At 34.6% G+C, this 12,851-nt stretch carries 11 protein-coding genes; 6 read left to right on the forward strand and 5 right to left on the reverse strand.

What is annotated here, in order from left to right; genetic code table 11:
- Nucleotides 1–97: 97 nt before the first annotated feature.
- Complete coding sequence (gene lon / locus VOI54_RS16795; RefSeq protein ID WP_326284337.1) at nt 98–2,548, reverse strand: endopeptidase La; 2,451 nt, start codon at nt 2,546–2,548, stop codon at nt 98–100.
- A gap of 249 nt (nt 2,549–2,797) precedes the next feature.
- Here lon and VOI54_RS16800 point away from each other — a divergent pair, with 249 nt between their 5' ends.
- A complete protein-coding gene (locus tag VOI54_RS16800) occupies nt 2,798–3,610 on the forward strand; it encodes a hypothetical protein (protein WP_326284338.1) in 813 nt (270 codons plus the stop codon).
- Between the two features lie 73 nt (nt 3,611–3,683).
- Here the strand turns inward: VOI54_RS16800 and VOI54_RS16805 are convergent, their stop codons facing one another.
- A complete protein-coding gene (locus tag VOI54_RS16805; RefSeq protein ID WP_326284340.1) occupies nt 3,684–4,334 on the reverse strand; it encodes a rhomboid family intramembrane serine protease in 651 nt (216 codons plus the stop codon).
- Nucleotides 4,335–4,397: 63 nt separating this feature from the next.
- On the opposite strand from VOI54_RS16805, the gene VOI54_RS16810 reads away from it, so the two are divergent.
- A complete protein-coding gene (locus VOI54_RS16810) occupies nt 4,398–5,270 on the forward strand; it encodes a lysophospholipid acyltransferase family protein (RefSeq protein WP_326284342.1) in 873 nt (290 codons plus the stop codon).
- Between the two features lie 22 nt (nt 5,271–5,292).
- Here the strand turns inward: VOI54_RS16810 and VOI54_RS16815 are convergent, their stop codons facing one another.
- A complete protein-coding gene (locus VOI54_RS16815) occupies nt 5,293–6,825 on the reverse strand; it encodes a sulfatase family protein (RefSeq protein ID WP_326284343.1) in 1,533 nt (510 codons plus the stop codon).
- 211 nt (nt 6,826–7,036) lie between these two features.
- On the reverse strand, nt 7,037–8,425 hold the full coding sequence (gene glmM / locus VOI54_RS16820; protein WP_326284345.1) for a phosphoglucosamine mutase: 1,389 nt from the start codon (nt 8,423–8,425) through the stop codon (nt 7,037–7,039).
- A gap of 79 nt (nt 8,426–8,504) precedes the next feature.
- Here glmM and VOI54_RS16825 point away from each other — a divergent pair, with 79 nt between their 5' ends.
- The 3 genes from VOI54_RS16825 to VOI54_RS16835 all read left to right on the forward strand — a co-directional run bounded on the left by VOI54_RS16825 (nt 8,505) and on the right by VOI54_RS16835 (nt 11,573).
- Nucleotides 8,505–9,098, forward strand: coding sequence for an acyl carrier protein phosphodiesterase (locus VOI54_RS16825; protein ID WP_326284347.1), 594 nt, complete (start codon nt 8,505–8,507; stop codon nt 9,096–9,098).
- On the forward strand, nt 9,099–10,793 hold the full coding sequence (ggt, locus tag VOI54_RS16830; protein WP_326284349.1) for a gamma-glutamyltransferase: 1,695 nt from the start codon (nt 9,099–9,101) through the stop codon (nt 10,791–10,793).
- 69 nt (nt 10,794–10,862) lie between these two features.
- The gene (locus tag VOI54_RS16835) at nt 10,863–11,573 is read left to right on the forward strand and encodes a hypothetical protein (RefSeq protein ID WP_326284351.1); all 711 of its coding nucleotides are present in this window, start codon (nt 10,863–10,865) and stop codon (nt 11,571–11,573) included.
- A gap of 29 nt (nt 11,574–11,602) precedes the next feature.
- On the opposite strand, the gene VOI54_RS16840 is transcribed toward VOI54_RS16835, so the two are convergent.
- A complete protein-coding gene (locus VOI54_RS16840) occupies nt 11,603–12,127 on the reverse strand; it encodes a DUF8685 domain-containing protein (protein ID WP_326284352.1) in 525 nt (174 codons plus the stop codon).
- 352 nt (nt 12,128–12,479) lie between these two features.
- On the opposite strand from VOI54_RS16840, the gene VOI54_RS16845 reads away from it, so the two are divergent.
- Nucleotides 12,480–12,851: a hypothetical protein gene (locus VOI54_RS16845; protein WP_326284353.1), complete on the forward strand. Its 372-nt coding sequence runs from the start codon at nt 12,480–12,482 to the stop codon at nt 12,849–12,851.

The following is a 12,851-nucleotide window of genomic DNA, read 5'->3' on the forward strand; positions in this document are numbered from 1 at the left end:
AAGTAAGTAAATCTATCTTAAAACGATAGCATATGTCTTTTATTTTAAATCATAAAAAAACCTCGATTAGGTCACGAGGTTTTCTTTACAATTTGCTTTATATCTTTTTTGCGTTTTTCACTTTTTGATCTGTAACCGCTATTTTTATAACATCACTCATGTCTGATACATAATGAAAAGTTAACCCCTTTAAGTATTCAGGTTTTATTTCTTCTATATCCCTTCTGTTGTCTTCACAAAGTAATATCTCCTTAATTCTTGCACGCTTAGCTGCTAAAATCTTTTCCTTTATCCCGCCTACCGGAAGTACTTTCCCTCTAAGTGTAATCTCACCGGTCATTGCTAAGCTTTTCTTCACTTTTCTTTGTGTAAACAGTGATACTAATGAGGTCAACATAGTTACTCCGGCACTAGGGCCATCTTTAGGTGTAGCTCCTTCCGGAACATGAATATGTACATTATAATTATCAAAAACGGCTGTATCAATTCCAAAAGTATCTGCATTTGATTTGATATACTCCATGGCTATTGTAGCCGACTCTTTCATGACTTTCCCCAAATTACCGGTAATAGTCATGGCGCCTTTTCCTTTTGATAAAATGGATTCAATAAACAGTATATCTCCTCCTACACGTGTCCACGCCAGACCTGTTACTACGCCTGCAACATTATTGTTTTCATATTTATCACGTTCTAATTTTGGACCTCCAAGAACTTCAACAATATCTTCATTAGTTACTTTAATATTATAAGTCTCTTCCATGGCTATATTCTTTGCCGCATAACGTACCATTTTAGCTACTTGCTTTTCCAGTCCTCTAACACCAGATTCACGTGTATAACCTTCCACAATCTTTTCTAGCTGTGGTTTTCCTATTTTTAAATCATTAGCAGATAGCCCATGCTCTTTTAATTGTTTAGGTAATAAATGGCGCTTGGCAATCTCCACTTTCTCTTCAATAGTATATCCGGTAACGTTTATAATCTCCATGCGGTCACGTAATGCCGGTTGAATTGTTGATAAGCTATTAGATGTAGCAATAAACATCACTTTAGAAAGGTCATATCCCATTTCTAAGAAATTATCATAAAATTCACTGTTCTGTTCAGGGTCTAAAACCTCCAACATTGCTGAAGACGGATCTCCCTGATGTGAATTTGACAATTTATCTATTTCGTCTAATACAAAAACCGGGTTTGATGTTCCGGCTTTTTTCAGGCTTTGAATAATACGTCCCGGCATAGCTCCAATATATGTTTTTCTATGTCCTCGTATCTCTGCTTCATCACGTAAACCTCCTAATGAGATTCTAACATACTCGCGCCCTAAGGCTTCTGCTATAGATTTCCCTAAAGAGGTTTTACCAACTCCCGGAGGGCCGTATAGACATAGTATTGGTGACTTCATATCATTGCGAAGTTTCAATACGGCCAGATATTCAATAATTCTGCGCTTTACATCTTCCAAACCAAAATGATCTCTGTCCAGAATTTTCATAGCGCGTTTTAAATCAAATTTATCCTTGCTAAACTCATTCCATGGTAAATCCAAAAACAGTTCTAAATAATTACGTTGAATGGAGTATTCTGCAACCTGAGGATTCATACGTTGCATTTTAGCAATCTCCTTTTCAAAATGTTTGGCCACTTTTTCATCCCATAGCTTCTCTTTCGCTCTGGCTTTCATTTCTTCCAGCTCTTCATCATGACTCACACCTCCCAATTCTTCCTGGATGGTTTTCATTTGCTGGTGAAGGAAATATTCACGTTGCTGTTGACTCATATCCATTTGAACTTTAGACTGAATATCATTCTTAAGTTCTAACTTTTGAAACTCAACATTCATGTATTTAAGTGTTGCTAATGCTCTTTGCTTCAAATTATCAATTTCCAAAAGCCCCTGCTTTTCAGCAACCGACAGATTCATATTTGATGATACAAAGTTTACCAAAAACGAACTACTTTCTATGTTTTTAATGGCAAATGAAGCTTCACTTGGAATATTTGGACTCTCCTTTATAATTTCAAGAGCCAGATCTTTGATAGAGTCTATAATTGCTGAAAACTCTTTGTTTTTTACTGCGGGCTTAGCTTCAGGAATATCTCTTATTGTAGCATTCATATATGGTGTTTCTGTAAGCACCTCCGCCACTTTAAAACGCTTCTTTCCCTGGATGATAACCGTTACATTGCCATCGGGCATTTTTAAAACACGTAGTATTCTTGCCACCGTACCGGTTTCATGAATATCTTTTGCTGAAGGTTTTTCAACCGATTCATCTTTTTGAGCAACCACCCCTATAACTTTACCACCTTTATTGGCATCGTTTATAAGTTTTATTGACGTATCCCTACCGGCGGTTATTGGTATAACCACACCAGGGAATAACACCGTATTTCTTAAAGATAATATGGGTAAAGTTTCCGGTAATTCTTCGTTATTTATTGCTTCTTCATCCTCAGGAGTCATTAAAGGAATTAACTCAGCATTTTCGTCAAAATCCTGAAGTGACAAACTGTCAAGGGTAGTAAATTTAGATTTCTTCATAAATATATTCTAGGTCAATCTGTCATTAAAAACAGCATTGATCATTTTTAAAGTTTTGCGTGAATCAACACAAACATCTTAAAATCAATAGTTTAAATTAATTCACAGTATCATTCATAACTAATTAAAGTCAATACCTATGCCATACAAATATTTGAAATAATAAAATAACAATAAAATGATATTCATCATAACAGTTATTGCTTATTAAGTGCTATTTTCGATACATTAATAAAAAATTTTATTTCAATGAAATTAAAACTAATCCTACTGAATGTATTAATGATTGTAACTGTTCTATCCTGTAACACTGAATCTGTCGATCTTCCAGAACAAAAAGAGACCGCAGATAATACCTTGGTTAAAAGAATTGTATATAACATTGGTACTGATGATGAATACACAGAAACTTTCAACTACGATGGTAATAAATTAACAAGTGTTCATTATAGTTATGGCGCCAAAAACGTTTACACTTATGATGATAACGACAATCTTGTTAAGGATGAGTATTTCGAGGGTGACGGATTAGTGGCCTCAGTTAGCTTGGAATACAATCTTGACAATAAAATAGCCTCTTATATTGAAACCTTTTTTGAGTTTCCAGGTTTTAGTTTAGGTGGTCGTAGATACAAACACATTTTTACTTACAATAATGATGGCACTATAGCCGATACTTTATATGTAAGCGACCATAATGCTGAATATGAACTAAGCGGAATCAAAACCTTTACTCTTAACGGCAGTAGTATTACGGAAATATTATATGATTGGGGTTATAACATATCTTACAGGTATGATAATAAAAATGGGGCTTTTAAAAATATTCACGCCATTGAGGCTCTACACATTTTGAGTCAAAATGAATTTGGTGCTGCAATTTATGGAAATACCAATAATATTGTTAGTCATAGAGAAAAATATACCAACAGTGTAGGTGATAATTATAATGATTCTTACGAGTACACTTATAATGAAAAAAATTACCCGAAAACTTGTGTATATAATTCAAAAGAAGAAGGTATAGAGGATACCGAGACCATTGAGTACTTCTATCAATAAACAAGCAATAGAGGTTAAAAAAACGCAGTTTATAAAATTTTATGAACTGCGTTTTTTATCTATAATTAAAGTGTTAAATTTTCCCCATTTTCTTCAACACAAACAACAAAATAATAGGAAGTGCTAACAGGCCAATCATAAGCAAACTGGTTTCAAACAGCCAGGGTGCTAAAAACAAGGTTATGATATACCCGCCTATGGCCCCGCCAAAATGGGCATCATGACCAATATTACCAATTTTATTTTTCATACCATAAATAGAATATAACAAATATCCTATACCAAATACGTAAGCCGGAATGGGAATGGGTATAAAGAAAAACATCAGACTCATACCCGGTTGCAGTAAAATAGCAGCATATAGTATTCCGGTTACTGCCCCACTGGCACCAACGGCACTATAATGATATTCATTTTTATGGAAATATAATGAGAGTAAATTACCTATTAGCAAGCTTCCAAAATAAATAAGGGAAAATTGTATTGGCCCCAATATATCTACAACCACATCTGCAAAAAAGTAGAGTGTCAACATATTAAATAATAAATGCTGGGTATCAGCATGTAAAAAGCCGGAACTGAGCATTCTGATTTGCTCTCCGCGCTGGATGGCCCCAACCTGAAATTTATATCTATCAAAAAAGCTATAGTCCCCAAACCCTTTATAGGATATGATGACGTTTGCTGCTATTATTATTACGGTTATTAAATCTAAATTGCCCATAAAGGATCTCAGGTTTAAAATGAAATTAATATATCTTTGCGCTTACAAATCTAAAATTAATTAATGCAATTTCTAGTTTATATTCTGGTTTATCCACTTTTATGGCTAACTTCTATTTTACCCTTTAGATTATTGTATCTAATCTCTGATGTTGTATTTATTATACTCTACTATATTATTGGATACAGGAAAGAAGTTGTTACTTCTAATTTGAACCTGGTTTTTCCGGATAAGCCCCAGGAAGAAATCATAGCATTAAGAAAGGCGTTTTACAGGCATTTATGCGATATGTTTTTAGAAATGGCAAAAACTATAAGCATTTCTGAAACTGATTTAAAGAAACGATTTAAGATTAAAAACCCTGAAGAGTTTAAACGACTGGAAAAACTTAATAAAAGTGTTATCCTGATTTTTGGACACTATGCCAGTTGGGAATGGTCAATTGTGCTTCAAAACTATATTAATTTTAAAGGCTATGCGGTCTATAAAAAGCTTGCCAATCCGCATTTTGATAAACTGGTTAGGGCTATTCGGTCAAAATTCAATACTACTTTAATAAGTACAAAAGAAACCATCAGTATTATTAACCAAAATGAAGCTTCAGGAATCAAAACCATAACCGGTTTTTTAAGTGATCAATCCCCAAGACAAAGCAAGGATGTATATTGGGGCAAGTTTATGGGCATTGATGTCCCCTGTTTTACAGGAGCTGAACGCTTAGCTAAAAATCTGGATTTCTCAACAGCATTCTTAAAGGTGACAAAGCTAAAAAGAGGGTTCTATGAAGCCGAAATCATTACCCTGGCTGAAGATTCAAAAGCATATAGTGATTATGAGCTAACCGATTTGTTTTTACGGGAACTGGAAAAGCAAATTCATGAAGCTCCCCAATATTATTTCTGGACCCATAAACGCTGGAAGCATAGAAAAACTTAGAGTTATTCTGTTACTTGTATAATTATTCCTTTTCCGGCTCTTTAAAATCCGGGTTCATTAATACCTCACCTGCTTCCTGAGCTTTTAAATACTCTGCCTTAAACGGTCTTGGACGTATCCTGTATTTTGTTGGCATACCGGTATTTCTATTAAAGTCATCATTCAATCTAATTGGTGGTAAATAATCATTAGTAGCCTCTCTTATACTATTTAACCTGGCTCTCATGTGATCCAACACATCAGCATATTCAACCTGCAGCGCTAAATTATTCAATTCATTAGGATCTTTTATAACATCATACAATTCCTCTTCTAGTCTCGGAATTTTAAAACAATGCTGCTGTGCTTCATTAAGTGTTCCTTTTTGCTTTTCTTCTATCATACTTTGCCACGACAAATCTCTAATAATATCAGCAGATGGTGTATTAGGTAAATCAGTATAATAATTCTTAATATATTTATATTGTTTTGTTCTTATGGCACGGGTATAATCTTCAAAATCATGAAAATGATCTTCGGCATAAATAACTTCTCTTATGGATTTTGTGGTATCGGTCAACATAGATATAAAATCTTTACCATCAAATGCTTCTAAGGGTGTTAAACCGGCCAAACTCATAAAGCTAGGTGCAATGTCAACAGAACTGATCAAATGGTTATTTACGCTTCCCGGTTTGATCTTTGCAGGCCATTTTACTATCCATGGGGTTTTTATACCTCCATCATAAAGTGTGGTCTTGTCTCTTGGAAAGGCTCTGCCATTATCTGAAACAAAAAGTATTAAGGTGTTATCTGCAACTCCCTGAGCTTCCAGTTCTGCGACCACTTTTCCAAGATAATCATCCATCCTGGCAATTTCATCATAATACAAGGCAAAATCCTTTTTAACCTTATCAGTTTCCGGAATATAAGGAGGAATAACAACGTCCTCAAAACTATGAGGGTTATCGCTCATACCTTCATAAAAAGGTCTGTGGGCATCAAAAGAAGCCAGCCATGTAAAAAATGGCTTACCTTTTGGTCGTTGCCTTAAAAGTTTAATCCAGTCGTCACAACCACTGCCATCCCCAACCAATCTTCTGTCAATTCCAATAGGGGCATCTTTCCATTGCATCTCTAATAAAATATCAAAATCATCTCTTACAGGATCCCCCATATGATATTTACCTGCTAAACCTGTCCAATATCCCGCATTCTTCAATTCTTGTACAAATGTCTTCTTTGTTTCCGGTAACGGCCATGATAATTGTTCGGCATCCGTATTATGAGGATATAACCCTGAAACTATACTTGTTCTACTGGGGCTACATGAACTGGTTGTTAAAAAGGCCTGATTGAATACCATTCCTGCTTTAGCTAATGCATCAAGATTTGGTGTTCTTACATTTTTATGGCCATAAGGTCCTATGTCATTCCAACTGACATCATCCGCAATAATGAAAACAATATTTGGTTTTTCAATCGGATTCGTCTCTTTTTTTGATTTACAAGACAGCAATGAAGCACTAAAAGACAATGAAAATATTACAACATGTAGAGGTTTTAAATAAAGCATGGTATGAATCCGAAATATTAATTATCAAGATAAATGTAATGCTTTCAAACTATTCATTTTTTAAAATGACCATAAGTTACATGAATTTGAACCAGACTTACCTAATTCAGGTTTCTGTGGTACGCAGCTCACGCATTTCTTAAAAGATAAAAATAAAAAAAGCGCAATACCTTGCGCTTTAATGTGTTCAATTGTATATTATTCTAATAACTTAAGAACTTGCAATTTCTCCTATTTCCTTAATAAACCTATCTCCCAATTCATTAGCTTCATCTTGTGATTTAGCTTCGGTGTAAATTCTAATTATAGGCTCTGTATTACTTTTACGTAAGTGTACCCAGCTCTCTGAAAAATCAATTTTCACACCATCTATGGTTGTTAATTGTTCATTTTGATAACGCTCCTCGATAGTTTTTAAAATACCATCTACATCCAAATCTGGAGTTAGTTCTATTTTCTTTTTACCCATAAAATAACTTGGGTATGTCTTTCTTAGCTCGCTCACCTTAACCTTTTTGTCTGCTAATAAACTTAAAAATAAAGCCACACCAACTAGGGCATCACGACCATAATGTGCATCCGGATAAATAATCCCCCCATTGCCTTCACCTCCAATAACGACCTTATTTTTCTTCATAAGCTTTACAACATTCACCTCCCCAACCGCACTGGCTTCATACGTACCTCCATGTTTTTCTGTAACATCCCGTAAAGCCCTTGTAGAACTCATATTACTTACTGTATTTCCCGGTGTTTTACTCAAAACATAATCAGCACAAGCTACTAACGTGTACTCTTCCCCAAACATGTCTCCATTCTCATCCATAAATGCTAAACGATCAACATCCGGGTCTACCACAATTCCAAAATCGGCATTATGTTTTTTAACTTCATCAGATAAGTCTGTTAAATGTTCTTTCAATGGCTCCGGGTTATGTGGAAAATGCCCGGTTGGATCACAATACAATTTAACAACATCAACACCTAAACGTTCTAAAAGTAAAGGTATAGCAATACCTCCTGTTGAGTTTACCCCATCCACCACTACTTTAAAACGTTCGCCTTCAATGGCTTTTACGTTAACAAGGTCTAAATCCAACACTTCAATTATGTGTAAATCTATATAGGCCTTGTTCTTTTTTATTTTTCCCAAGCTATCAACATCAGCAAAATTCATATCATCATTTTCAGCAATCTCCAATATCTTTGCGCCTTCAACAGCATCTAAGAATTCTCCTTTTTGGTTTAAAAGCTTTAAGGCATTCCATTGCTTTGGATTATGACTAGCCGTTAAAATTATACCACCATCAGCATGCTCCATAGGTACGGCAACTTCAACTGTAGGGGTAGTAGAAAGCCCTACATCAACAACATCAATACCTAAACCTATCAAAGTGTTCATCACTAAATTTTGAATCATCTTACCGGAAATACGAGCATCCCTACCCACAACAACTTTATAATGTTCTTTATTACGCTGTTGCTTTATCCAAACACCATAAGCTGAAGCAAATTTTACCGCATCTATTGGTGTTAGGTTTTCACCTACCTGTCCGCCAATAGTTCCTCTAATTCCCGAAATTGATTTTATTAGTGTCATAATCTCCTTATTATAATTTTCGAGCAAATATAATATTTCAAACTCGTATTTCTTTAAACGCTTTTCGTAAATTTCGCAAATGAACTATTTAGCACACATTTATTTATCCGGAGATAATGATTTGGTAACAATAGGTAATTTTATAGCCGATGGCATTAAGGGGAAGCGTTATAAAAAATATCCCAAAGCTATTCAAACCGGAATTTTATTGCACAGACATATTGACACTTTTACCGATGCTCATGAAACAGTAAGGCTTAGCACCAAGCGCCTTCATAAGAAATACGGTCACTATTCCGGAATCATTGTCGATATTTTATATGATCATTTTTTAGCCAAAAACTGGGATAAATACAGCAATATACCTTTAAAAGATTATGTTGAAGCATTCTATGACTCTTTGAAAGAACATTATGATATTTTACCATTAAGAATTCAAAAAATGATGCCCTATATGGTATCAGATAACTGGTTGCTTAGCTATAAATCTATTGAAGGTATCTCCAGAGTTCTTGATGGCATGAACCGAAGAACCAAAAACCGATCCAGTATGAATGAAGCGGTAGTTGAGCTTCAGGAATTTTATGAAGCGTTTGAAAATGAATTTTCTTCTTTTTTTGAAGAGCTCATCGTTTCTTCCAATAAAAAACTATTAGAGTTAAATCAGGATTAAATGAGAAAAAAAATCATTTATTCAATAGCGTTGATATATTGTGCCATCTCATGTAAAACAACTGAACTCAAGGTTAACAAAAGCGGTTTAATTACACAGCATGCTATGGTAGTTTCGGCCAGAGTTGAAGCTTCAAAAATTGGAAATGACATTCTTAAAAAAGGCGGAAATGCCTTTGATGCTATGGTCGCTACAGAATTAGCGCTTGCAGTAGCTTATCCTTATGCCGGTAATTTAGGTGGCGGCGGATTTATGGTCTATAGAAAAGCCAATGGAGATATTGGAGCTATTGATTACAGGGAAAAAGCTCCTTTAGCCGCCACCAAAGACATGTACTTAGATGAATCCGGTCTGGTTATTCCTAACAAAAGTACTCTTGGAGCTATGGCTGTAGGAGTTCCAGGGACTATAGCTGGTGTTTTTGAGGTTCATGAAAAATTAGGCTCTTTGCCTATTGAGGTAATTTTAAGGCCGGTAATTGAGCTGGCTTATAAAGGCGTGGTTGTAACAGAAAAACAAGAAAAGCGTATAAAAAAATACCAGCCACTCTTTCCAAAAGCAAATAAAACCCCTATTGTTTTTGATAAAGTATGGAAAACTCATGACACTATTAAATATCCGGCTTTAGCAAAAACTCTGGAACGCATTTTAAAATATGGCAGAGACGAATTTTATAAAGGCAAAACAGCACATACACTGGCCCGCTTTATCCAACAAAATGGAGGCATAATAACTACAGAAGATTTAGCTAAATATGAAGCCAAATGGCGCACTCCAATAACATTCACTTATGATGATTTAAAAATTATCTCTATGTCGCCTCCTGCAAGTGGTGGCATATGTTTAGCCCAGATCATGGGAATGATAGAACACTATCCACTTCATAGATATGGCCATAATTCACAAAAGGCAATTCAACTTATAACAGAAGCGGAACGACGAGCTTATGCAGACAGAAGTTTTTATCTGGGTGACCCTGATTTTGTTGATATCCCTATAAACAAGCTTATTGACAACAATTATTTAAAATCCAGAATGGCTGATTTTACATTTAAAGAAGCCACGTTATCAACCCAGGTTTCTCATGGTGACGTTCAAATCATTGAAAGTGATGAAACCACGCATTATTCTATAGTTGATCCATTTGGAAATGCTATTGCAGCTACAACAACTTTAAACGGCGCATATGGTTCAAAATTATATTGCTCTGAACTCGGATTCTTTTTAAATAATGAAATGGATGATTTCAGCAGCAAGACCGGAGCACCAAATATGTTTGGGCTTATTGGTGCTGAAGCCAATAGCATTGTTCCTGAAAAACGGATGCTTAGTTCCATGACCCCTACTATTGTTGAAAAAGATAACAAATTATATATGACCTTAGGTACTCCTGGCGGCTCCACAATTATCACATCTGTTTTGCAAACTATACTTAATGTGCATGAGTTTAATATGACTATGCAGGAGGCTGTAAATGCACCAAGGTTTCACCATCAGTGGTTACCGGATGAAATCAAAGTAGAACCTAAAGCTTTTAATAAATCAACAATTAATAAGCTTGAAAGCTTAGGGTATTCAATTCGTGAGGAAGAATCTGTTATAATAGGCAAGGTCGATGGAATACTGGTTTTGGACGATAACAGGTATGAGGGTGGTGCAGATTATCGAGGAGATGATACTGCCGTCGGTTTTTAATCAATTTCTTTTTCTAAAAATATCATATTTAATAATTTAGACAAGAGTTACACCTAACCATTAAAACACTTGAAACCCAAAAAGCCAAGAAACATCTTAAAAATAATTGCCGGAGTGATCATATTCCTGACACTACCCAGTATATTGTTTTTTGGGTTCCTGTACTTCAAATACAACGAAGAGCTTCCTGTAGGAATTCAGGGGTACGAAGCTGATGCCTTAGCAAAAAAAATGTTAGTTGCTTTAGATTATGAAGCTTACAAAAATACCAATCACATAGAATGGACATTTAAAAAACGACGACATTATAACTGGAATAAAGCTAAAAATATATGTGAAGTCTATTGGAAAGACTATAAAGTAATTCTTGACTTAAATGATTACAGTCAAAGCCGTGTTTACATACACGGTTTTAAAAATGAAAGTGACATGACTGATGATCTCATTGAAAAAGCTATCAAATATTATAATAAAGACTCGTTTTGGCTGGTAGCGCCCTATAAAATTTTTGATGAGGGTACACTACGCCAAATTGTAAAAACCGAGCATAATAAAAATGCCCTTTTGGTTACCTATACGCCCGACGATTCTTATTTATGGTTGCTTGACGATAACAACAAACCCATTGCGTTTAAAATGTGGACTTCTCTTCTCCCTATTGACGGTTTAGAAGCCTCATGGAATAATTGGACTGTTACCGAAAGTGGAGCTCAGCTTCCAACATTTCACAAGTTTATGTTCTTTGGCCTGGAGATTAGTGATATTAAGGGAATAGAATAATTCAACTAGTAGTTCAGCTCAATATTGCTTTACTTACTCCTCTGCCCCACAAAATTATGACTCTTTGATTTAAACAAAATATTAAAGCTGGTTAAACTACCATAAATTCTGGTAATATATTGCTGCAAATCAATTTTGCCTTGTTCATCCAAATCACTGGAGTTAATACGTTGTTCCATTACCCGTAATCGGTCTCTAACCATAATGATTTTATGAAAGAACTTATCAATTGGTAATTCATAAGGTTTTAAATCATCGTCAGCCGGCTGTAATATAAGTTTGCCCCCTTTATACTTATCTGCTATAGGTACTATTTCACTGGCGTCACTCCATTTTTTCAATATGTTTACCAAACTACGCTCTACTTCAAAAAAACTAATGGTGTCTACATCACCGTCAGCGGCTTCAATCACTTCAAAATCACTATCTATATCAATAGTTTCTAATCCATTTTCAATAAAAGTAACCCAGTAATGCTGTGATGTTACGTTAGTTACAACACCTTTTCCATATTCAACATGATTAATTCTTGATCCTATTCCTAATAATTTCATATTTACTTTTTTAATGTACGATACAATTTGGTTTTAAAATTCACTAAAATAAATCAATATACAAGTAACAGAACCGCCTTATAAACGTTAAAATTTTGTTAATACTTCATTAATTGTATATTTTAAATATCCCCCAAAGAAATACCCCCTAAAAGCATAAAAAAACTATTGTCGGTTTTTTTAGTATTATAAAAACATAGGTAGATTTCATAAATCTTAATGTTTTCTCTCCTTATACCATCAAAATAATAATGTATTATAAAAAAACTCAATCACTTATTGACAGTAAGACTATTAAGAAAAGCTATTTTACTTTTTTATTTTAGTAGTATTAATATTAAAATATACATTTATGAAAAGATTGCTTTATGTATTGTTTTTAGTTTATGGAATGACATTTGCTTCTGCCGATACACCTATAACTCCAAACAACACAGATCCAAAAATTGGAGATGTTTTAAAAATCAAAACCCCAAAAAGAGTCTCGTTTAAGCACATTGATTTCCCCAGGTTAAACTTTATTGTAAAACGAGGTAGTATAGCCAGTTACAAAAGTGTGCACGAGGAATTAGTAGTTGTAAAAGAAGTCAATGATGATAATGGGGATATCCATGTTATCCTTGAAAGAAAAGATGGAAAAAAATTTTTTGGGTATCTAAAACAGGTTAAAGCTAATTATACCGAATCTATAGAAGCCGGTGAAATTATAAAAGTAGAATCTTAA

Source organism: Alterotamlana spongicola (assembly GCF_035818475.1).
Lineage (GTDB): Bacteria > Bacteroidota > Bacteroidia > Flavobacteriales > Flavobacteriaceae > Cognatitamlana.

Bases quoted from the DNA above. Each gene is read 5' to 3' on its own strand.
- VOI54_RS16800 (WP_326284338.1), top strand. From the start codon at position 2,798: ATGAAATTAAAACTAATCCTACTGAATGTATTAATGATTGTAACTGTT.
- VOI54_RS16815 (WP_326284343.1), bottom strand. From the start codon at position 6,825: ATGCTTTATTTAAAACCTCTACATGTTGTAATATTTTCATTGTCTTTT.
- VOI54_RS16840 (WP_326284352.1), bottom strand. From the start codon at position 12,127: ATGAAATTATTAGGAATAGGATCAAGAATTAATCATGTTGAATATGGA.
- glmM (WP_326284345.1), bottom strand. From the start codon at position 8,425: ATGACACTAATAAAATCAATTTCGGGAATTAGAGGAACTATTGGCGGA.
- ggt (WP_326284349.1), top strand. From the start codon at position 9,099: ATGAGAAAAAAAATCATTTATTCAATAGCGTTGATATATTGTGCCATC.
- VOI54_RS16810 (WP_326284342.1), top strand. From the start codon at position 4,398: ATGCAATTTCTAGTTTATATTCTGGTTTATCCACTTTTATGGCTAACT.
- lon (WP_326284337.1), bottom strand. From the start codon at position 2,548: ATGAAGAAATCTAAATTTACTACCCTTGACAGTTTGTCACTTCAGGAT.
- VOI54_RS16845 (WP_326284353.1), top strand. From the start codon at position 12,480: ATGAAAAGATTGCTTTATGTATTGTTTTTAGTTTATGGAATGACATTT.
- VOI54_RS16825 (WP_326284347.1), top strand. From the start codon at position 8,505: ATGAACTATTTAGCACACATTTATTTATCCGGAGATAATGATTTGGTA.
- VOI54_RS16805 (WP_326284340.1), bottom strand. From the start codon at position 4,334: ATGGGCAATTTAGATTTAATAACCGTAATAATAATAGCAGCAAACGTC.